General features: G+C 74.1%; 18 protein-coding genes. 11 read left to right on the top strand and 7 right to left on the bottom strand.

Annotated features, from left to right (window positions below; translation table 11 throughout):
- Window positions 1-54 precede the first annotated feature (54 nt).
- Window positions 55-1,419, bottom strand: a complete 1,365-nt coding sequence (locus ACH9EU_RS15465; RefSeq protein WP_396414056.1) for a phenylacetate--CoA ligase family protein — start codon at window positions 1,417-1,419, stop codon at window positions 55-57.
- Window positions 1,420-1,500: 81 nt separating this feature from the next.
- On the opposite strand from ACH9EU_RS15465, the gene ACH9EU_RS15460 reads away from it, so the two are divergent.
- Complete coding sequence (locus tag ACH9EU_RS15460) at window positions 1,501-2,958, top strand: mycothione reductase (protein WP_396414057.1); 1,458 nt, start codon at window positions 1,501-1,503, stop codon at window positions 2,956-2,958.
- Window positions 2,959-2,970: 12 nt separating this feature from the next.
- Here the strand turns inward: ACH9EU_RS15460 and ACH9EU_RS15455 are convergent, their stop codons facing one another.
- The 3 genes from ACH9EU_RS15455 to ACH9EU_RS15445 all read right to left on the bottom strand — a co-directional run bounded on the left by ACH9EU_RS15455 (window position 2,971) and on the right by ACH9EU_RS15445 (window position 6,261).
- Window positions 2,971-4,875 (bottom strand): AMP-binding protein, encoded by a 1,905-nt coding sequence (locus tag ACH9EU_RS15455; protein WP_396414058.1) that lies wholly within the window; start codon window positions 4,873-4,875, stop codon window positions 2,971-2,973.
- A gap of 145 nt (window positions 4,876-5,020) precedes the next feature.
- Window positions 5,021-5,446 (bottom strand): hypothetical protein, encoded by a 426-nt coding sequence (locus ACH9EU_RS15450; RefSeq protein ID WP_396414059.1) that lies wholly within the window; start codon window positions 5,444-5,446, stop codon window positions 5,021-5,023.
- Window positions 5,443-6,261, bottom strand: coding sequence for an alpha/beta fold hydrolase (locus tag ACH9EU_RS15445; protein ID WP_396414060.1), 819 nt, complete (start codon window positions 6,259-6,261; stop codon window positions 5,443-5,445). The genes ACH9EU_RS15450 and ACH9EU_RS15445 overlap by 4 nt, the downstream gene beginning before the upstream one ends.
- A 146-nt stretch (window positions 6,262-6,407) precedes the next feature.
- Between ACH9EU_RS15445 and ACH9EU_RS15440 the strand changes: the two genes are divergently transcribed.
- On the top strand, window positions 6,408-7,259 hold the full coding sequence (locus ACH9EU_RS15440; RefSeq protein WP_396414061.1) for a 1-acyl-sn-glycerol-3-phosphate acyltransferase: 852 nt from the start codon (window positions 6,408-6,410) through the stop codon (window positions 7,257-7,259).
- Between the two features lie 42 nt (window positions 7,260-7,301).
- Entirely contained in the window at window positions 7,302-8,693 is a 1,392-nt protein-coding gene (locus ACH9EU_RS15435; protein ID WP_396414062.1) for a class II 3-deoxy-7-phosphoheptulonate synthase, read from the top strand.
- Window positions 8,694-8,779: 86 nt separating this feature from the next.
- Here the strand turns inward: ACH9EU_RS15435 and ACH9EU_RS15430 are convergent, their stop codons facing one another.
- Window positions 8,780-9,973, bottom strand: coding sequence for a protein kinase domain-containing protein (locus tag ACH9EU_RS15430; RefSeq protein WP_396414063.1), 1,194 nt, complete (start codon window positions 9,971-9,973; stop codon window positions 8,780-8,782).
- A 45-nt stretch (window positions 9,974-10,018) separates the two neighbouring features.
- Window positions 10,019-11,230: a LysM peptidoglycan-binding domain-containing protein gene (locus tag ACH9EU_RS15425; protein ID WP_396414064.1), complete on the bottom strand. Its 1,212-nt coding sequence runs from the start codon at window positions 11,228-11,230 to the stop codon at window positions 10,019-10,021.
- Between the two features lie 119 nt (window positions 11,231-11,349).
- Between ACH9EU_RS15425 and ACH9EU_RS15420 the strand changes: the two genes are divergently transcribed.
- Window positions 11,350-11,736 carry an Rv2175c family DNA-binding protein gene (locus tag ACH9EU_RS15420; protein ID WP_396414065.1) on the top strand — a complete coding sequence of 129 codons (387 nt, stop codon included), beginning with the start codon at window positions 11,350-11,352 and terminating at the stop codon, window positions 11,734-11,736.
- A 45-nt stretch (window positions 11,737-11,781) separates the two neighbouring features.
- Here ACH9EU_RS15420 and ACH9EU_RS15415 read toward each other — a convergent pair whose 3' ends face one another.
- On the bottom strand, window positions 11,782-12,933 hold the full coding sequence (locus ACH9EU_RS15415) for a polyprenyl synthetase family protein (RefSeq protein ID WP_396414066.1): 1,152 nt from the start codon (window positions 12,931-12,933) through the stop codon (window positions 11,782-11,784).
- Window positions 12,934-13,136: 203 nt separating this feature from the next.
- Between ACH9EU_RS15415 and dinB the strand changes: the two genes are divergently transcribed.
- The 7 genes from dinB to ACH9EU_RS15380 form a co-directional block, all read left to right on the top strand.
- Window positions 13,137-14,393, top strand: a complete 1,257-nt coding sequence (gene dinB, locus ACH9EU_RS15410) for a DNA polymerase IV (RefSeq protein ID WP_396414073.1) — start codon at window positions 13,137-13,139, stop codon at window positions 14,391-14,393.
- Window positions 14,394-14,448: 55 nt separating this feature from the next.
- The gene (locus ACH9EU_RS15405) at window positions 14,449-14,832 is read left to right on the top strand and encodes a DUF3040 domain-containing protein (protein ID WP_396414067.1); all 384 of its coding nucleotides are present in this window, start codon (window positions 14,449-14,451) and stop codon (window positions 14,830-14,832) included.
- Window positions 14,833-15,363: 531 nt separating this feature from the next.
- The gene (gene mraZ / locus ACH9EU_RS15400) at window positions 15,364-15,795 is read left to right on the top strand and encodes a division/cell wall cluster transcriptional repressor MraZ (RefSeq protein WP_396414068.1); all 432 of its coding nucleotides are present in this window, start codon (window positions 15,364-15,366) and stop codon (window positions 15,793-15,795) included.
- A gap of 223 nt (window positions 15,796-16,018) precedes the next feature.
- The gene (rsmH, locus tag ACH9EU_RS15395) at window positions 16,019-17,020 is read left to right on the top strand and encodes a 16S rRNA (cytosine(1402)-N(4))-methyltransferase RsmH (RefSeq protein WP_396414069.1); all 1,002 of its coding nucleotides are present in this window, start codon (window positions 16,019-16,021) and stop codon (window positions 17,018-17,020) included.
- Window positions 17,017-17,712, top strand: a complete 696-nt coding sequence (locus ACH9EU_RS15390) for a hypothetical protein (RefSeq protein WP_396414070.1) — start codon at window positions 17,017-17,019, stop codon at window positions 17,710-17,712. The genes rsmH and ACH9EU_RS15390 overlap by 4 nt, the downstream gene beginning before the upstream one ends.
- Before the next feature lie 78 nt (window positions 17,713-17,790).
- Window positions 17,791-19,773: a penicillin-binding transpeptidase domain-containing protein gene (locus tag ACH9EU_RS15385; RefSeq protein ID WP_396414071.1), complete on the top strand. Its 1,983-nt coding sequence runs from the start codon at window positions 17,791-17,793 to the stop codon at window positions 19,771-19,773.
- A gap of 86 nt (window positions 19,774-19,859) precedes the next feature.
- Window positions 19,860-21,228: UDP-N-acetylmuramyl-tripeptide synthetase (locus tag ACH9EU_RS15380; RefSeq protein ID WP_396414072.1), on the top strand; the 1,369-nt coding region annotated here is incomplete at its 3' end.

Genomic DNA, 21,228 nt, shown 5'->3' with positions numbered 1-21,228 from the left:
CTCAGGGCCCGGACCGCGCGGAGCCCGGGCCCTCCGGCCGGTCCCGGGACGGCGTCACCGCGACCAGACCTCCCGGAACTTCCCGCTGCGCGGGTCCGGACGGGGCGGATCGGGGGAGTGCCGGACGGCGACCGTGACCAGCCCGCGGGCGTCCAGGAACGCCCGCAGCCGAGCCTCGGCGGCCGAGCGGATGAGCACGAGGTCGGCACCGGGGTCGGGCTCCAGGTGCACGGTCAGCGTCTCGGGTCCCGTGCCCACCGCCTGGAACCGGCGCACCCCCGGCGTCTCCCCGATCACCGTGCCGAGCGCCAGGGGAGGCACCTCCACGGTCGGCCCGGCCCCGGCCCGGAGCCGGAGGACGGCGCCGCTGCGCCCCTCCACCCGAACCACCGGCAGGGGACTGCCGCAGGGGCACGGCCCGGCCGCCAGCACGGCGCTGTCGCCGAGGTCGTAGCGCAGGAGGGGCTGGACCCGGTTGTCGAGGTTGGTCACGAGGGCGGTGGCGGACACGGTGCCCGGGGGCACCGGCCGCAGCCGTTCGTCGACGGGCTCGAAGAGATAGCGGTCGGCGTTGACGTGGAGGGCCGCGCGGGGGCACTCCACGGCCAGGGCGGGGACCTCCGAGGCCGCGTACTCGTCGAGCACCGGACAGCCGAACGAGCCGGAGATCGCCCTGCGGGCCGCCGGGGTGAGCGTCTCGCCCCCGACGGCGACCAGCGCGGGGTCGACCCCCAGCCGCCCGGCGCGCCGCTCCCCGGCCAGGAGCCGGAGGACGCTCGGGTAGCCCACCAGGACCGTGGGCCGGAACTCCTCCAGCTCCGCGACGATCTCCGGGAGCGGGCGCAGGACCGACACCACCCGCAGCCGCCGGGCCTGCGCACGGCTGCGCCGGCGCAGGTCCTCGGCCACGGTCACCGCGGCGAAGTGCCCGCCCGTGGCCACCAGCACGGCGGTGCGCAGGCCGTGGCGCAGCACCGGCCCCAGCACCTCGGGACGCAGGGCCGTGCGCCGGGCCCGGACGCGCAGCACGGCCGCGGCCGCGGCCCAGGACGCCCGGTCGTGGACGAGGACCGCGGGCTCTCCGCTGGTCCCCGACGTGGTGATCACGTGGTAGCCGCCGAGGTACCGGGCGCCGACGGGCGACGGGCCGTCCAGCACGTCGCGGTGCAGGGCCTCCAGGGTGAGCCGCGGGTCGGTCACCCACTCGTCGAACCGGGCCATGAGTCCCGGCCGGTCGACCGGCGGCAGCACCCGAGGATCCGTCACCTCCGCGGGCAGTCCGTGGTAGAGCCGCCGGTAGTAGGGCGACGCGTGGCGGGCGTGCCGGACGAGAGCCGCCAGGCGGGCCCGCTGTCGGCGGGCGACCGCCTCCGGCCCGGCGTGCTCGACCCACCACGCGTCCGCCGCCACGCCCAGCATCCCGGGGCCTCCGTCCTCGTGCCGTGGGATCAGCGTAGGGCCGGCCGGGCGACCGCACGAGGCCCGCATAGGATGGGCGCCATGCGCGAATTCGATCTCATCATCATCGGCTCGGGCTCCGGGAACTCGATCCTCACCGAGGACTTCGACGGCCTGGACGTGGCCATCGTGGACGGCGGGACCTTCGGCGGGGTCTGCCTCAACGTGGGCTGCATCCCCACGAAGATGTACGTGTACCCCGCCACCCTCGCCCGGCACGCGGTCGAGGCGGACCGCCTCGGCGTGCGGGCCGAGGTCCGGGACGTGCGCTGGCGCGAGATGCGCGACCGGATCTTCGGGCGGATCGACGCCATCTCCCACGGCGGGCTGGAGTACCGCCGGACCCTGCCGAACGTGACGGTCGTCGAGGAGCGGGTGCGCTTCACCGGCCCGCGGACCCTGCGCACGGCCTCCGGTCATGAGCTGACCTCGCGGCAGATCGTCGTGGCGGCAGGGTCGCGGCCGGTCGTCCCCGACGTCCCCGGCATCGACCTGCCCCAGGTCCACACCTCGGACACGGTCATGCGCATCGACGAGCTCCCCCGGCGCGTGGTCGTCGTCGGCGGCGGCTACATCGGCGCGGAGTTCGCCCACATGTTCTCGAGCCTCGGCTCCCGGGTCACCCAGGTGAACAGGTCCCACCGCATCCTGCGATACCACGATCCGGAGATCGCCCAACGCTTCGCCCGCGAGGCCTCACGGCAGTGGAAGCTCGAGGCGGGCTGGTCGCTGGCCGGGGTCGAGGAGTCGGCCGGTGACGGCTCCGCGGTGACGGTCACCTTCCACGACCCGGAGGACCCCGAGCTGACCATGCGCCTGCCCGCCGACGTGGTGCTCGTGGCCACCGGACGGCAGCCCAACACGGACGTGCTGGACGCCCGGGCGGGCGGGCTGGACGTGCGCGAGGACGGTCTGCTGGCCGTCGACGAGTTCCAGCACGCCCTCCACGGCGGGGAACCGGTCGAGGGCGTGTGGGCGCTCGGCGACATCTGCTCGCCGTACCAGCTCAAGCACGTCGCCAACGCGGAGGCCAGGACGGTCCAGCACAACCTGCTGCACCCCGAGGACCTGCGTGCCACCGACCACCGGTTCGTGCCCTCCGCCGTGTTCACGAGCCCGCAGATCGCCTCCGTGGGCATGACCCAGGCCGAGGCCGAGGACTGGGCCGTCGAGAACGGCACGGAGATCACCGTCAAGGTCCAGGACTACGGGGCGACGGCCTACGGCTGGGCCATGGAGGACCACACCGGGCTGTGCAAGATCGTCGCGGAGAAGGGCACGGGCCGGCTGCTGGGCGCCCACCTGATCGGGGAGGAGGCCTCCCTGCTGATCCAGCCCCTGGTCCAGGCCATGTCCTTCGGCGTCGACGCCCATGCGATGGCCCGCGGCCAGTACTGGATCCATCCGGCCCTCAGCGAGGTCGTGGAGAACGCCCTGCTGGGCCTCGACGTGCCCGAGCACACCCCCCTGCCCCCGCACGAGCTCGTCAGGGGACGGTGACGCGGGGCGTGCTCAGCCCTCGCCGCGGCCGGGCAGGTGGGCGGAGGAGAGCTTCCCCCTGAGCCGTTCCGCCGCGGTGCTGGACACCGGCGCCTCGGCGGGCGCCGGCCGCGAGTAGATCTCCTCGATCGTCTCCGCGAAGTCCTGGGCGATCCTGGCGCGCTTGATCTTCATGGAGGGGGTCAGGTGGCCCGAGGCCTCCGTCCAGTCGACGTCGAGGATCTCGAAGGCGCGGATGCCCTCCGCCCGGGAGACCGCGCGGTTGGCGTGCGCCACGATCTCCTGGACGTGCTCCACGACCTTCGGGTGCCGCGCGGCCTCGGCGATGGGCATCGACGGGTCGAGGCCCATCAGCTCCAGCCGGGCCGGCAGGACGTCCTGGTCCAGGGTGATCAGCGCGGCGACGAACGGCCGGTCGTCGCCGACGACCATCACCTGTGAGACCAGCGCGGAGGCGCGGATGGGGTCCTCGAGCACATTGGGCACCACGTTCTTGCCGCCTGCGGTGACGATGATCTCCTTCTTGCGGCCGGTGATGCTCAGCGCCCCGTCCTCGTCCAGCGTGCCGAGGTCGCCGGTGCGGAACCAGCCGTCCTCGAAGGCCTCCGCCGTGAGGTCCTCGCGGCCGTGGTAGCTCCGCATCACGTGGGCGCCGCGGACGAGGACCTCGCCGTCGTCGGCGATCCGGATCTCGTTGCCCGGCAGGACCCGGCCCACGGTGCCGATCTTGCCGACCTCCGGCGTGTTCACGGAGATCGGGGCCGTGGTCTCCGTGAGCCCGTAGCCCTCGACGACGTAGACGCCGATGCCGTTGAAGAAGTGGCCCAGGCGCGTGCCGAGGGCGGCGCCGCCCGAGACCGCGTGCGTGACCTCTCCGCCCATCGCCGCCCGCAGCTTCGAGTAGACGAGGTGGTCGAAGAGGGCGTGCCGGGCGCGCAGCAGCGGCGGCACGGGCCCGGCCTGGCGCGCGGTCGAGTAGGCCACGGCCGTGGCCGTCGCGCGCGAGAAGATCAGCGTCTTGACCTTGCCGCCCTTCTCGGCCTTGAGCCGTGCGCTCTGGTAGATCTTCTCGAACACCCTCGGCACGGCCAGGATGAAGGTCGGCCGGAAGGACGCGAGGTCCGCCATGAGGTTCTTCACGTCCGGGGTGTGGGCGAGGGCGGTCCCCGTGTAGAGGGCGATGACCTCCACGAAGCGGGCGAAGACGTGGGCCAGGGGCAGGAACATCAGCGTCCGGGCTCCGGGGTGGACGATGTCCGAGACGACCAGGGCGGTGTTCTCGCTGAGCCGCACGAAGTTGCCGTGGGTCAGCTCGCACCCCTTCGGCGCGCCGGTGGTCCCGGAGGTGTAGATGATGGTGGCGATGTCGTCGAGCCCGCGGGACGTCCGGCGCGCCTCGAGCTCCTCGTCGGAGACCTCCGCCCCGGAGCGGGTGAGGTCGTCGAGGCTCGTGCCCGTCCCGTCCAGGCGCCAGATCCGCTCGGAGGCGCGGAAGGCGGACTCCTCGGCGGCCGCCAGCACCGCGTTCTCGAGGGCCTCCGTCTCGACGAACACGGCCCGCGCGTCGGAGTCGCCCATGATCCAGGAGATCTGCTGGGCCGAGGAGGAGTCGTAGACGGGGACCGGCACTGCTCCGGCGTACCAGATCGCGAGGTCCACCAGCGTCCACTCGTACCGGGTGCGGCTGAGGATGCCGACCCGGTCCCCGGGCTCGATGCCGGCGGCGACCAGGCCCTTGGCCACGCCCCGCACGGCGGCGTGGAACTCCCGGGCGTGCACCTCACGAGGCGCCGCGTCGGCGGAGAGCACGGTGTAGAGGTGCGGGTCGCCGTCGCGCTCCGCCTGCGCCACGAGGAAGTCCGTGATGCTGCGGTGCACGGGCGGGTCCACGAGGGCTTCGGTGGCGACGTGGCGCATGGTGGTTCTCCTCAGGTCGTGATCGGCGGGTCGGAACGGGTGGTTCGGGTCGGGCGGGCGGGCCGGGTCCGGAGGAACGGCGTGAGCGGATCGGCTCGGGTGTGCCGACGGTCCCAGTCTAGTGAGTTCGCTCACGCACACGCCGTCACACGCGGGCGCCGTCGTCGAGGTCGTCGCGCTCCTCGGGAAGCCGGCGCAGCAGGACGCCGATCGCGACGACCACCGCCACGAGGCCGGTGACCACCGCCCACCACGGGAGGGACCCCGGCAGCAGCGCCAGGACCACGAGCAGCACGGGCACCCCGATCAGGACCGTCCAGGCCAGCAGGGCCACGCCGCTCAGGCCCTGTGTGACGGGCCCCGGGTCGGGTGAGTAGGGCGCGTCGTCGTCGGCCGTCCCGGCCGCGGACTCCGGGACGGCGGACTCCGGGAGGGGCGCCTCCTCGGGGGACCAGTCGCGGGGGCCGGGAAGGTGGCGGTCCCCGGCTCGGCGGACGTCCTCGAGTCCGGCCACGATCCGGGCCCACTCTTCCTCGGGCCCGGGCGCGGGCCCGCCCGGCCGCCCGGTCACCGGCCCGCTCCCCGGGGCTCGCCGTCGGGGGCCAGCGCGGTCACGGGGTCGCGCCCGCCGACGAGGTCGCCGAGGAACCGCACCGACCGGGCGTGGACGACGTCGGCCTCGCGGTCGAGGGTGGCCACGTGGAAGCTCTCGGTGAGCCGGACGAGCTCCACGGGACCGCCCGCGTGGCGCAGCACGTGCCGCGTCGAGGCCTCGGAGACCACGTGGTCGTGCCGCGAGCGCAGCACCAGGACGGGCGCCGTGACGGAGGGCAGCATCCGGCGGGTGCGGGACATGAGCCGGCCGAGCTGGGCGACTCCCGCCACCGGTGTGCGCGGATAGGCGTGCTCGGTCACCCCGGGCACGCTGATGTCGTCCGCGACGGCGTCCACGGAGGCCACGGCGTGGCGCAGGGCGGGTGCCAGGGGTGCCGCGCGGCTCACCAAGGACAGGGCGGGGTTCACCGCCACGACCCCGTCGACGGGCTCTCTCGCCGCGAGGTGCAGGGCCAGCGTGCCGCCCATCGAGAGCCCGCACACCACGACGACGTCGTGCCGCTCGCGGAGGGACCGCAGGTGCTCCGCGGCGTGGTCGCGCCACTGCTCCCACCGCACGTCCGCGAGCTCCTGCCACCGTGTGCCGTGCCCCGGCAGGAGGGGGCCGACGACCTCCGCTCCGGTACGGTGCAGGGCCCGGCCCCACGGGAGGACGCTGAACGGGACGCCCGTGAACCCGTGCAGCACGAGCACCCCGGCCGCCCCCTCGGCGGGGAAGCGGAACGGGTCGGCGGGGGAGGGCTGGAGGCGGGCCTCGTCCGGCGGAGTCATGGGTCCATGATGTCAGGAGGGACCGCCGGGCGGTGCCCCTGGCCCCGCCCGGCGCGCGGACGTGAGAGAATACCGGAGGCCGGATCCGGTCCGAGCGCCACGGACCCACGCGACACCCCGATCACCACGAAGGAGTCCTCTCCCACATGGTCTACATGTTCCTGAAGCGCTACGTCGTCGGCCCGCTGGTCAACGTGGCCTTCCGTCCCGAGGTCCGCGGCTTGGAGCACGTGCCCACCGAGGGACCCGCCATCCTGGCGAGCAACCACCTCTCGGTCTCCGACTCGGTGTTCATGCCCGTCGCCGTGCCGCGCCAGGTGTTCTTCCTGGCGAAGTCCGACTACTTCACCGGCCCCGGGATCAAGGGCCGGGTCGTGGGGGCCTTCTTCCGTGCGATCAACCAGATCCCGATGGACCGCTCCGGTGGCCGGGCGAGCGCGACGTCCCTCAGCAACGGCGGGCAGAAGCTCGCGGAGGGAGAGCTGCTCGGGATCTATCCGGAGGGCACCCGCTCCCCGGACGGACGCCTGTACAAGGGCAAGATCGGCGTGGCCCGGCTGGCGCTGGAGACGGGGGCGCCCGTGGTGCCGATCGCCATGGTCGGCACGGACAAGGTCCAGCCCGTCGGCTCCCGGATGCCTCTGCCGCGCCGGAAGGCGCGGGTGACCACCATCTTCGGCGAGCCGCTGGACTTCTCCGGCTACCGGGGCCGGCAGGGCGAGCACGCGCTGCTGCGCGAGGTGACCGACGAGATCATGCGGGCCATCCAGGCCCTGTCCGGACAGGTGTCCGTGGACGTCTACGCCGGTGACCACAAGAAGCGCCTCGCCGAGCAGAAGCGCCAGGAGGCCAGGCAGGCCGCCGCCGAGATGGTCGGCAGCGCCAAGGACAAGGCGCGCACCGCCGCGCAGTCCGCGAAGAACGCCGCGGACGCCATCACCCACCGCGATCGTCCGGAGCCCGCCTCCGACGACGAGAAGCGTCCCACCGCACGCTGAATCCCCGCCCGGCCCGACCCGGACGAGACACAGGAAGACACCATGCTCGACTACACCGTTCCCGACAGCCTCCGCAACCTGGGCTCGCCCGTGCCCTCCGCGGCCGACTACCCGGGGCTGGACGACTGGCGCGACCTGGCCGCCGACCAGCAGCCCACCTGGCGCGACCACCCGGCCTTCACGTCCTCGATCGCCGAGCTCAACGCGGTCCCCCCGCTCGTCTTCGCGGGGGAGGTCGACCAGCTGCGCTCCCGGCTGGGGGAGGTCGCCAACGGCCAGGCCTTCTTCCTGCAGGGCGGCGACTGCGCCGAGACCTTCGAGGGGGCCACGGCCGACCGGATCAGCGCCCGCGTGAAGACGCTCCTGCAGATGGCCGTGGTCCTCACCTACGGGGCCTCGATGCCGGTCGTGAAGATGGGCCGGATGGCGGGACAGTTCTCGAAGCCGCGCTCGTCCAACGACGAGACGCGCGACGGCGTGACCCTGCCGAGCTTCCGCGGCGAGATGGTCAACGGGTTCGACTTCACGGAGGAGTCCCGGACGCACGACCCCCGGCGCATGGTGCGCGGCTACCACACCTCCGCCTCCACGCTGAACCTCATCCGGGCCTTCACCACGGGCGGCTTCGCCGACCTGCGACTCGTGCACGCGTGGAACATGGGCTTCACCACGAACCCGGCGCACGCCCGCTACGAGTCCCTGGCGCGGGAGATCGACCGTGCCGTGAAGTTCATGGACGCGTGCGGCGCCGACTTCGACGCCCTGCGCACCACGGAGTTCTACGCCGGTCACGAGGCCCTGCTGCTGGACTACGAGCGGGCCCTCAGCCGGATCGACTCCCGCACCCACTTGCCGTACGGCACCTCGGGGCACTTCCTGTGGATCGGTGAGCGCACCCGTGAGCTCGACGGCGCCCACGTGGACCTGCTCTCCCGGCTGCGCAACCCGATCGGCGTCAAGCTCGGGCCGAAGACCACCGGCGACGACGCCCTGGCCCTCATCGACAAGCTGGACCCGGAGCGGGAGCCCGGCCGGCTCACCTTCATCACGCGAATGGGCGCCAAGAACATCCGTGAGAAGCTGCCGCCCCTGGTCGAGGCCGTCGAGCGCTCGGGCGCGAAGGTCGTGTGGGTCACCGACCCGATGCACGGCAACACCGTGTCCCTGCCCTCCGGGTACAAGACCCGCAACTTCGACGACGTGGTGGACGAGGTGCGCGGCTTCTTCGAGGTGCACGAGGCCATCGGCTCCTTCCCCGGGGGCATCCACGTGGAGATGACCGGTGACGACGTGGCCGAGTGCCTCGGCGGGTCCGACCCCGTGGACGAGGCGTCCTTCGTGGACCGCTACGAGTCCCTGTGCGACCCGCGGCTCAACCACATGCAGTCGCTGGAGATCGCGTTCCTCGTGGCGGGGTACCTCTCCCGCCGCTGAGCGCCGGAGCCCTGCGGGAGGTTCTTCGGGGGCCGCCCGCACGTCCCGGTCGGTCCTGCTCGGCCGGTCCGGTCAGCCCTCCCCGGTCAGCCCGGTCCGGTGCCGATGAGCCAGCCCAGGAAGGCCGAGGCCCCCACGGCCAGCCCACCGAGGGCCGCGGTCACGGCCGCGCGCAGCGGGCGGACGGGACGCAGCTCGACCTGGGGCCGCCAGGGGTCCGAGGACCCGCCGGGGCGTCGGGCTGCACGAGGGGCGCCGGTCCTCCGGTGGTCCCCGGGCCGGCCCGGGTCCGCGGCGAGCGGGCGCGTCGCGTCCGGGCGCAGTGCCTCCGTCGCGGCGGCGCCCGGCGCCGTGCCCGGCCGGAGGCCCTCCGTCGCCGCCGGTCGGTGCGCGGCGGTGGGCGGGCCGTGCTCCCCGTGGAGCCGGTCGAGCTCCGCCGGGCGCATCCCCGCGCGCACCGCGCGCAGTTCCTCGAGCATCCGTGCGGCGTCCGCGGGTCGCCGCTCGGGCTCCCGAGCCGTGGCCCGGGCGACGAGGCGCGCGAGCCCGGCCGGTGCCCCGGGGTCCAGGGAGCGGAGGTCGGGGACGCGGCCCTCGGCGTGGGCCCGCGCCACGGCCACGGGTGAGCCGGTGAAGGGCCGGCGTCCCGTGAGCAGCTCGAAGAGCACGATCCCGGTCGAGTAGACGTCCGCGCGGGTGTCCACGGGCCGGCCGGTCACGAGCTCCGGGGCGGCGTAGGCCACGGTGCCCAGCACGGTGCCGGTGGCGGTGTGCTGGTCGACCGCGCGCGTGAGACCGAAGTCCGCCACCGTCACCCGGCCCGTGTCGGCGATCAGCACGTTCTCCGGTTTGACGTCGCGGTGGACGAGCCCCGCGCGGTGGGCCGCGGCCAGCCCGTCCAGGACCGGCTCCATGATCTGGAGCGCCTCCCGGGGGGTGAGCCTGCCTCGGCGGCGCAGACGGTCGCGCAGCGTGACTCCGTGCACGTGCTCCATGACGAGGTACGGCACCCCGTCGGGCGCGTGGCCCTGGTCGAGCACCGAGACGACATGGGGGTGGGACAGCCGGGCGGCGGCCCGGGCCTCCCGCACGAAGCGCTCCGCGGCGGCCGGGTCCTCGGCCAGGTGCGGGTGCATGAGCTTGACGGCCACCACGCGCTGGAGCCGGGTGTCCTCGGCGCGGTACACGGCCGCCGTTCCCCCGCGGGCGATGCGCGGGCCGAGCTCGTAGCGGCCCTCGAGCAGGGTGCCGGTCAGGTGGTCGGGGAGCGCGTGCTGCACGGCGTCAGCCTACGGCCCGGTGCTGGGCGATCGCTGGGCCGCGCCTCACCGGGAGAAGGACTCGCGGTGCGCCTTGACCTTCTTGACGTACCGCTTCGTGTCCTCGTACATGCCGTACTTCTGGACCCCGTGCAGGCCCTGGTAGTACGCGGCGATGGCCTCGTCGGTGTTCTCCGCGGACCGCGCCAGCCGGCCGATGATCGCCACCCCGGCCGTGACGTTGTCCTGGGGGTCGATCAGGTCCAGCTCGCGGCCCACCATGGCGGAGGCCCAGGCCCCCGCGTCGGGGATGACCTGCATCGTGCCCACGGCGTCGGCGGGTGAGACGGCCCGGTGGTCGAATCCCGACTCCTGGTGGGCGTGGGCCAGGGCCAGGGCCGGATCCACGCCCATCCGCTCGGCCGTGTCGCGGACCATCTGCCGCATCTGCTCACGGGACGGGACCGGGCGGGACGCCAGCTCCGCGTGGTGGCGGTTGGCGGAATCCACCACGGCGTCCTCGTAGGTGCGTCCCAGGAACGTGTCGCCGACCGCTCGCTCCGGGCGGGGTTCCGTTGCGGGCTCGGGCTCGGGCGGGGCGGCCGGCTCGGGCACCGGCTCGGGCTCCGCTGCCGAGGCCGGCCGCAGCGTGGGGCCCCCCACGGCGAGCTCCTGGCCCGGTCGCAGCAGGGAGCCGACCGTGAGGTCGTTGGCCTCCAGCAGTTCCTGGACGGACACCTCGTGCGCCTGGGCGATGCTCCACAGCGAGTCCCCGGGCCGCACGACGTAGTCCTCCGGGGCGGGCTCCGGGGCGGGCCCCGGCTCCTCGGGGGCCGGTGCCTCCCCGGGGCGCTCTGTCTTCTCGGCCCCCGCCAGACGCAGCTTCTGGTCCGGGTGCAGCACCGCGGCCCCGGAGAGGTCGTTCCAGCGCATGAGGTCGGCGACCTCGACGCCGTGGCGCTGGGCGATCGCCCACAGGGAGTCGCCGCGCGACACGGTGTGCTCGGGGACCTCGGGCCCCTGCTGGCCGATCAGCACGGGCGCCGAGGCCACCTGGGGGGTCTGCGGGGGAGCGGCCTGGGCCATGGACCCGCCGCCGATGGCGGCGAGCGCCGCGACGGCGGTCGCGGCGGAGCCCGTGCGGGCCAGGCGGGCCCAGCCTGCGGATCGCTCCTCCGGGGAGCCGGCGGGCGCGGACGGGCCGTCCGTGCGGGGGGAGGAGGTGCTGTGCGCCGCGTCGTCGGGATCGGTCGTGTCGTGGTCTGGGGGGAACGGCATGGAGGGACTCTCTGACGCTGATCGGGGAAGGCGCGGAGGTCTCAGCGGTCTCCGCCCGTCGAGCATACCGTGGCGTGCCCGCGTGGCACGGTCACCCGAGGTCGTGGCACGCTGGGGGCGTGAAGAACACATCCGGAATCAGCACCGAGGAGTTCGACCGACTGGACGGGCTCGTCCAGGAGTGGTTGCCCCTTCCCGACGTCGCCGAGCGTCTGGGCGTCGTGGTCACCCGCGTCCACGGCCTCGTCGACGAGGGCGCCCTCCTCGCGGTGCGCAGCCCCCACGACAACGTCCGCCGCGTGCCCGCCGCGTTCCTGCTCGGCCACACCGTGCTCGACTCGCTGAAGGGCACGGTGGCGGTGCTGCGGGACTCGGGCTTCTCGGACGTGGAGGCGATCACGTGGCTGTTCACGGCGGACGAGTCCCTGCCGGGCCGGCCGGTGGACGCGCTGCGGGACGGGCGGAAGACGGAGATCCGGCGACGGGCGCAGGCGCTGGCCTGGTGACCGGCCGCTGAGCACCGGTGGCGCGCCCGGGTGCGCCACCGGTGCTCAGGAGGAGCGCCGGACCGCCGCCGCGGCGAGCGCCCGCAGTGCGGCCATCGGCACGGGTTCGGCCGCGACCCGCTCGAGGGCCGCGAAGGCCTCCCGGCTGAGGGAGTCGATGAGCTCCTCGGTGGAGCGCAGGGCGCCGCAGTCCGTGATGATCTCGCGGAGCCCGGCCACCTCGTCCTCGTCGAGGTCGGGCCGGCCCAGGGCCGCCTCGAGCCGGGCGGCGTCGTCCGCCCCGGCCAGCCGGTGCACGAAGCCGACGAGCACCGTGCGCTTGCCCTCGCGCAGGTCGTCACCCGCCGGCTTGCCCGTCGTGGCGGGGTCGCCGAAGACCCCCAGGACGTCGTCGCGCAGCTGGAAGGCCTCGCCGAGGGGGAGCGCGAACGCGGAGCACCGCTCGAGGTCGCGATCGGCCGCGCCGGCCAATGCGGCGCCGAGCACCACGGGGTGCTCCACGGAGTACTTGGCCGACTTGTACCGGATCACGTCCAGGGCGCGCCGGACGGCGCCCTCCCGGTCCCGGCCCGCCCCGGCCACCTCGCCGTGCACGTCCAGGTACTGCCCGACCATGACCTCGGAGCGCATGAGGTCGAACACCGTCCGGGCGCGTTCGGCCCCGGGCGCCGCCGAGGCGGCCCGGGCGAACAGCGCCTCGCTCCAGGACAGGCACAGGTCGCCCGAGAGGATCGCTGAGGCCACGCCGAAGGCCGGTCCGTCGAGGCTCCAGCCCCGGGCGGCGTGCAGGTGCTCGAAGCGGCGGTGGACGCTGGGGGCGCCCCGGCGGGTGTCGGAGCGGTCGATGACGTCGTCGTGGATCAGCGCTGCCGACTGGAAGAGCTCGAGAGCCGCTCCCGCCCGGACCGCCGTCGGATCCTCGGGGTCGCCTCCGGCGGCGCGCCAGCCCCAGTAGCACAGCCGCGCGCGCATTCGCTTGCCGCCCGCGGAGAGCTCGGCCACGGCGTCGAGCAGGGGAAGGGTGTCCGCCGAGATGCCGGAGAGGAGCTCCCGCTGACCATCGAAGAAGACCTCCAGCTCGGCGTGCAGCCGGCGGACGAAGAGCTCGTCCTCGGCGCGGAAGGCGTCCTCGGGGGCCGAGCTCGGCGCGGTGCCGGCGGGCGCCCCGGGGCGGTGCGGTGGCGGTGCGGGGGTCATGGGCGGACGACCTCGGTCTCGAAGGCGGTGGCGGGTGGACCTGGCCGGCCCCGCCGTCTCGGCTCCACCCTACCCAAGGGGGCGGGTGCGATCGGGGCCCGGTCGGGGCCCTCCGAGGACGTCGGGGGTGGCGGCTATGCTGTGCCGGTGCAGGAGGAGGACGTGGTGACGGAGGCACGGTGACGGAGACGTCGAGTGAGCGGATGGCGCGCTGGCGGGCCTGCGCCGTCATGCACGTGGACATGGACATGTTCTACGTGGGAGTCGAGCTGCTGGCCTCCCCGCACCTGCGCGGGCGGCCGGTCGTCGTCGCGGCCGCCGGCAACCGCTCGGTCGTCCTCTCCGCCTCCTACGAGGCCCGAGCCTACGGCGTCCGGTCGGGCATGCCCCTGGCCCGTGCACGGGCCATGTGCCCGAGGGCCGTCCTCCTCGAGCCCCACCGCGGTGCCTACGACGCCTACTCCCGCCGGGTCATGGAGATGTTCTGGGAGATCACGGACCGGGTGGAGCAGATCAGTGTGGACGAGGCCTTCCTCGACGTCGGGGGAGCGGTCCGCCGGCTCGGCCCCCCGGTGCGCATCGCCCGCCGGCTGCGCGCCCGGGTGCAGGGAGAGCTCGGCCTGACCGCCTCCGTGGGGATCGGGGTCAACAAGACCGTCGCGAAGATCGCCTCCACGCGGTCGAAGCCCGACGGACTGCTGCTCGTCCAGCCGGAGGACACCGTCGCCTTCCTCGCGGAGCTGCCGGTCTCGGCCCTCTGGGGCGTGGGCGCCCGGACGGCCGAGGCCCTCGTCGGTGCCGGACTGCGCACGGTCGGGGACCTCGCCGCCGCGCCGCTGCCGCAGCTCACCCGCCTGGTCGGACAGGCCGCCGGCCTGCACCTCCACGAGCTGGCCCACGGCCGCGATCCGCGGCCGGTGGTTCCGGTTCGGGAGGAGAAGAGCGTGGGCGCCGAGGAGACGTTCCCCGAGGACGTGACGGACGGGCAGGTGCTCCACGACACGCTGCTGCGGCTGAGCCACCGGACCGCGTCCCGGCTGCGGCGCCAGGGACTGCGTTCGCGGCGCGTGGGGCTCAAGCTGCGCTACGCCGACTTCACGACCATCTCGCGCTCGCGGACCCTCGCCCACCCGTTCACGTCGGCCCACGACCTGCTCGAGCACGGAGCCGGTCTGCTCGCGGAGATCGGCGACCGGCCCCAGGCCGTGCGGCTGATCGGGATCAGGGCGGAGCGCCTGGAGCACGCCACGGACGCCCTCCAGCTCAGTCTCGACGGTCGCGAGGAGGAGTGGAGCGCGGCCGAGGAAGCCATGGACCGGGTGCACGCACGATTCGGCGCCGACCGCCTCGGCCCGGCGCGCCTGCTCCCCTCCGCACCACGGGATCGGGCAGGGAATTCCGAGCCTGTTGACAGCCGTGTGCGCGGTGCCAAACCCCCACCCGACGGGCTATCCTGGTAGCAGGCGGCGCCGGAACAGCCGGGGACCCCGCACCCGAAGGATGAGGAGGCATACCGTGCCACTGTCCGAGCACGAGCAACAGCTCCTGGCCCAGCTGGAGAAGCAGCTCAACGCGGACGACCCGAGGTTCGTGACGAGCATGGGGTCACGTGCCGTCCGGGGAGCCTCCACCCGCAACATCGTCCTGGGAATCGTGATCGCCGTGGTCGGCCTGCTCGTCCTGCTCGCCGGGATCATGGCCAAACTGACCCTCATCGGTGTCCTGGGCTTCCTCGTCATGGGGGCGGGCGTCTACGTCGCGACGCTGCGCTCCGGCAAACCGGGCTCCGGAGGGGGACCCGGCAAGGGGGGAGGGCCCCGACGGTCCTCGCCGTTCCTGCAGAATCTCGAGCAACGCTGGGACCAGCGCAACTCCGGTGGGCAGGGCGGTCAGCCCTAGCCGGCCGCTCCGCACCGCACGCCTCGACAGGACCACCACCGCGCGCCCTCCGACAGCACAGCATTCGACCAGCTCCCCGGCCTACCGCCGGGGAGCTTCTTCGTGCTCGAGATGCGGCGGGCCGCTCCACTGCCCTCCCCGGGCGGCGGGCCGGGCCGCTCCACCGCCCTCCCCGGGCGGCGGGCCGGGCCGCTCCACTGCCCTCCCCGGCAGCGGGCGCGGGGCCTCCACTCCGCTCCCCGGGCCGTCCGTTCCCCGTCCGGAGCGGCCTGCGGCAGGCCGCCCCCGGTCCTCCGCGGCCCTCCGCCACGCGCGGGCCATGACCCGCCCCACGCCCCGCTCCACGGCGCTCCTCTCCACCCCACCGGTTCGCCCCCGCCCCTGACCAGCGCGGATGCCGTCGCGGGGCGTGCCGCGGCGCGCCACGCCGGGGCGGCCCGGCCCCGGTTTCGTTGACCGGGGAGTGAAGTGGAGTAAAGTGGGGCGCGGAGATGGATCTGGGAGAACTCTCGGGCTGGAGAGGCGGTGAGCATGTTTCTCGGAACGTACTCACCCCGTCTCGACGAGAAGGGCCGCTTGATCCTGCCGGCGAAGTACCGGGAGGAGCTCGCTGACGGACTCGTCCTGACGCGAGGCCAGGAGCGGTGCCTCTACGTCTTCAGCATCGGTGAGTTCGAGCGGGTCCACGAGCAGCTCCGGGCCGCTCCGCTGGCCTCGAAGCAGGCACGGGACTACATCCGTGTCTTTCTCTCGGGCGCCTCGGACGAGGTTCCGGACAAGCAGGGCCGCGTCACCATACCGCCTCCGTTGCGGGAGTACGCCGGGCTGGACCGCGAGCTGGCGGTCATCGGCGCGGGCTCTCGGGCGGAGATCTGGGACGCGCAGTCCTGGAACGACTACCTGAGCGAGAAGGAGGCCGCCTTCTCCGAGACCGAGGAAGAAGTGGTGCCCGGGCTCTTCTGACCGAGAGCCGCGAACCAGACCGCGGAGCGTGCGAGGCGCTTCCCGGATGAGATCTCCAGCCGCACAGCCGTCACCGTCCTGGCTCAACTTCCCCTGAGCCAGGCCGGATTCGAGAGGCGGTCAGCGGATGGGGTTCTGATCCTGCAAGGCCCGTCAGTCCACCCGGGCGTCGCCACGGCGCCGGCCACCCCACCGATCCCCCCGACCGCCGAAGAGAGGGCCCATGGCGCAACGCCCAGCCGAGCAGCTCCACGTCCCCGTGCTGCTCGAGCGCTGCCTCGAACTCATGGCACCGGCGCTCGCCGAGGACGGAGCCGTGGCGGTGGACGCGACGCTGGGCATGGGCGGGCACTCCGAGGCGCTGTTGCGCCGGTTCCCCCGGCTGCAGCTGGTGGCGGTGGACCGGGATCCCCAGGCGCACGCACTGGCCGGGGCCAGGCTCGCCCGGTTCGCCGGCCGGTTCCACCCCGTCCACACCACCTACGACCGGATCCCCGAGGCGCTCGCGGAGCTGGGTTTCGGCGACGCCGACGCGGTGCTCTTCGACCTGGGCGTCTCGTCCCTCCAGCTGGACCAGCGGGAGCGCGGCTTCGCCTACTCCTACGACGCCCCGCTCGACATGCGCATGGACTCCACGGCCCCACGCACCGCCGAGGACGTGGTCAACGGCTACAGCGAGGCCGAGCTGCGCCGGATCCTGCGCGACTGGGGCGAGGAGCGGTTCGCGGCCCGGATCGCCCGTGCCGTCGTCGAGCGCCGCGCGCAGGCCCCGCTGCGTACCACGGGGGAACTCGTGGAGGTCGTCCGCGCGGCCGTCCCGCAGGGCGCGCAGCACCGGAAGGGCCACCCCGCGAAGCAGACCTTCCAGGCGCTGCGCATCGAGGTGAACGAGGAGCTCGACGTCCTGCGCCGGGCGATCCCCGCCGCCCTGGACTCCGTCCGCGTCGGCGGACGCGTCGTGGCCATGAGCTACCACTCGCTCGAGGACCGCATCGTCAAACAGGCCTTCGCCCGGGGTGCGACCTCCACGGCGCCGAAGGGCTTCCCGGTGGAGCTCGAGGAGCACAAGCCCACCCTGCGCATCCTCACCCGCGGGACCGAGACCCCCACGCCCCGCGAGATCGACGAGAACCCCCGAGCCGCGTCCGCACGTCTGCGCGCGGTCGAGCGCATCCGGCCGGCGATCCGGCACACAGCACCGAACACGACGAGGTACGAGGCATGAGCGCAACCGGACTCCAGCGACGACCGGCGCGTCCGGCGGCGTCCCGCACCGGCATCGGGGCCTGGGCGGCCCGGCGCGCTCAGCGCCCTCCGGTCGAGGGCAGCTCCGCCCGGCAGCTCGAGGTCCCCGCGTCCCGTCCGGCCGAGGCGCCCGGCGCGGGACGGGCGCCCCTGTCGGTCGTGCCGAACCAGGCCCGGCGGCGGAGGCTCTCCACGGTGGTGCTCAGCCTGATCGCGCTCGTGGTCGCGCTGGCCTCCATCCTCGTGCTGAACATCCAGATCTCCGGCGGCCAGTACCGGCTCGTGGAGCTGCGGGCCCAGGAGCAGGCCCTGAGCCAGCAGAACGAGGCGCTCACCCAGGACCTGGAGTTCTACAACGCCCCGCAGAACCTCGCGGTGATGGCCTCGGACCTGGGCATGGTCCCCGCCCAGGACTCGGGCACGGTCGACCTGACGAAGGGTACGGTGGAGGGCGACCCCCAGCCGGCGCAGCCCCGGGAGAACCACGAGATCCTGGTCGACCACGCCCACCAGACCGGGTCCGAGGCCGCGGACCGCGCCGCGGAGCGGGAGCGGGAGAAGGCCGCGGAGGAGCGTGCGAAGGCCGAGGAGCGGCAACGACGGGCGGCGTCGGCCCCCGGGGTCGCGGACGGCGTCCTGCCGGCCCCGCCGCAGCGCACGCCCGGGGAGTGACCGGGGCGGCGGCCTCCTCGCGGAGGCGACGCACCTCCCCGGACCACCCCCACCCCTGACCAGGAACGAGGCAACCACGTGGCACGCGCACGTTCGACGACGCCGACCGGTGAGGATGCCCTGGGCACCCGCCGCAGCCGCATCGGCGTCGCCCTCGTCCTCGCCCTGCTGGTGGTCCTGGGACTGCGCCTGGTGTGGGTGCAGGGCTTCGACGCGGCCGGACGGGCCGAGGCCGCGGCTCAGGAGCGTTCCCGCACCGAGGTCGTCCCCGCCCTGCGCGGCGAGATCCGCGACACCGCGGGCAAGGTCCTGGCCCGGACCCTCCAGCGCTACGACGTGACCGTGGACCAGTCCCTGGTGCGGGAGTTCGAGCGGCCCCGGGCGGACGGGACCACGGAGACCGTGACCCCCACGGAGGCCGTGTACCGGCTCGCCGACGCCCTCGAGCTCGAGGACGCCGAGGTCAAGGAGTCGCTGGACGGCGACAAGCCCTTCGCCTACGTCGCGCGCGGCGTCACCCCGGAGCAGTGGAACACGGTGCGCGAGCTCGGCCTGCCCTACGTCTACGGTCAGCCCGCCTCCGACCGCATCTACCCCAACGGACCGGTGGGCGGCAGCGTCGTCGGCTTCATGGGCGGCGACGACGAGGCCCTGGGCGGCATCGAGCAGACCCAGGACGAGCTGCTGCGGGGCACGGACGGCAGCCGCACGTTCGAGATCAGCGCCGACGGCGTGCGGATCCCCGTGGCCCCGCAGGAGGAGAGCCCCGTGGTGGACGGGACCTCCGTGCAGCTGTCGATCGACAGCGACGTGCAGTTCATCGCCCAGCAGGCGGTCACCGAGCGGGCCGAGGAGCTCGACGCCGAGTGGGGCACCGCGGTGGTGATGCGGGTGGAGGACGGGGCCGTGCTGGCGCTGGCCGACTCCTCGACCGTGGACCCCAACGACATCGGCTCGGCGGAGCCCGCGGACCTCGGCGCCCGCGCGGTCACCCAGGCCGTGGAGCCCGGCTCCACCCAGAAGATCCTCACGGCCGCCGCGGCGGTGGAGGAGGGGATCGCCACCCCCCGGACGGAGGTCACCGTGCCGCCCTTCCTGGAGATCGACGGGCAGAAGATCACGGACGCCTTCGACCACGGCGAGCAGCGGCGCACGTTCGCCGGGATCATCGCCGACTCCATGAACACCGGCACCGTGCTGGTCGGCGGCAAGCTCTCCCCGGAGCAGCGGCACGAGTGGATGAAGCGGTTCGGGGTCGGCGAGCGCACGGGCGTCGAGCTGCCCGGCGAGTCGCCCGGGATCCTCACCAGCGCCGACCAGTGGGACGTGCGCCAGCAGTACACGGTGCTCTTCGGCCAGGGCGTGGCACAGACCCCGCTGCGCACGGCCACGATCTTCCAGGCCGTCGCCAACGGCGGGGTCCAGGTCGAGCCGCGCGTGGTGGAGTCCTACGTCGAGCCCGACGGCACCACCACGCCGGCCGAGCGGCCCGAGGGGGAGCGGATCGTCTCCGAGAAGACCGCCGAGCAGGTCCTCGACATGATGGAGGTGACCGTGACCCAGGGCGGCGCCAAGGACGCGGCCGTCGAGGGCTACCGCGTGGGCGGCAAGACCGGCACGGCCGAGGCTCCCAGCCCCAAGGGCGGCTACGACGGCTACACGACCTCCTTCGTGGGGGTCGCGCCGATCGAGGACCCCCAGTACCTCGTGGCCGTGACCCTCCAGCGGCCGAAGGGCGACGTGCGGACCATCGGCACGACGGCGACCTTCAGCAAGATCATGGGCCAGGTGCTGCGCCACTACGACGTCCCGCCCTCGACCACGGAGCCGGTCGAGATCCCCCTGCGCACCGACGACCCCGAGGGCACGGACGACCCGAGGACCGCGGAGGGCACGCAGGACGTCCCGGCTGTGGACGCCCCGCCGGAGGTCGAGGCCCCCGGAGCGGAGGAGGACGACTCCGCGCAGGAGGGCGCGGCCACGGCTGACGGGGAGGGACAGGAGGCCTCGGCGGCCCGGGAGGCGGTGGTCCCGTCCCGCCCGGCCGACGAGGGCGGCTAGACTTCCGTATCGCCGTCCCGGTCAGACCGGGACCGCCCCCCACCCGGCGGGCCCCCCCACCCGCCACCAGATCACGAAGGACGTTGATGGACGCGACAGCCCAGCAGGGACACGACGCGCAGACGATGCGCCCCGCCCGGCCCCGCCCGCTGAGCCTCGCGGAGACGGCCCGCCTCGCGCACGCACCGGCCCCCGCCCGTTCCGCCGACGTCACCGGCGTCTCCCTGGACTCCCGTCAGCTGCGGGCGGGCGACCTCTACGCGGCACTGCCCGGCGCCCGAGCCCACGGCGCCCAGTTCGCCGCCGACGCCGCCCGCGCCGGAGCGGTCGCCGTGCTCACGGACGCCCGGGGCGCAGAGCTCCTCGACCGGGCGGGCGTGGAGCTGCCCGTGGTCGTCTCCCCGGATCCCCGCCGGGCCGTCGGGGCCATCGCGGCCCGCGTCTACGACTCCCGCCCCGAGGACGGCACGGCGCCCACGCTGTTCGCCGTGACGGGCACGAACGGCAAGACGACGACGACGTACTTCACCAACTCGCTGCTGCGTGCCCTGGGCCACCGCACCGGCCTCATCGGGACGATCGAGATCCTCGCCGGCGAGGAGCCCATCCCCTCCCGGCTCACCACCCCGGAGGCTCCCCACGTGCACGCACTGCTCGCCCTCATGCGGGAGCGCGGCATCACGGCGGCCTCCATGGAGGTCTCCTCCCACGCCCTCCAGTTCCACCGCGTGGACGGCGTGCGCTTCGACGTGGCCGGATTCACCAACCTGACCCAGGACCATCTCGACCTGCACGGGAGCATGGAGGAGTACTTCGCGGTCAAGGCCCGGCTGTTCACCCGGGAGCGGACCCGGCGCGCCGTCGTCGTCGTCCAGGACGAGCACGACGTCTGGGCCGCGCGCATGGCCGCCCACGCCCGCGAGCAGCTCGGGGCCGAGGCCGTGGACACGGTCGCGCTGGACGGCACCGTGTCCGGAGAGCTCGCGGACTGGACCGTGACGGCCCCGGCCCGGCACGGCATCGGGCACTCCTTCGAGCTGCGGCACCGGGACGGCCGGACGCTGCGGGTCTCCACCGGCCTGCCCGGGGACTTCAACGTGGCCAACGCCGCACTGGCGGTGCTGATGGTCCTGGCCTCCGGGGCGGACCCGGCCGAGGTCCAGCGGGTCCTCGACGCGTCCGACCCGCTGACCACCGACGTGCCCGGGCGGATGCAGCTGATCGGCGCCGAGCCGATCGCCGTCGTGGACTTCGCGCACAACCCGGACGCCCTGCGCCGGGCGCTGGAGGCCGTCGACCCGCCGCGGGGACGGCTCGTCGTGGTCTTCGGCGCGACGGGCGAACGGGACCGGACGAAGCGCCCGATCATGGGCGAGGTCGCCGCGCGGCACGCCGACGTCGTCGTCGTGACCGACGACGACCCGCACGACGAGGACCCGGCGCGGATCCGCGACG

Origin of the sequence: Kocuria rhizosphaerae (assembly GCF_044462265.1) — a bacterium.
GTDB lineage: Bacteria > Actinomycetota > Actinomycetes > Actinomycetales > Micrococcaceae > Kocuria > Kocuria rhizosphaerae.
This window is presented reverse-complemented; position numbering and strand designations above follow the sequence as displayed.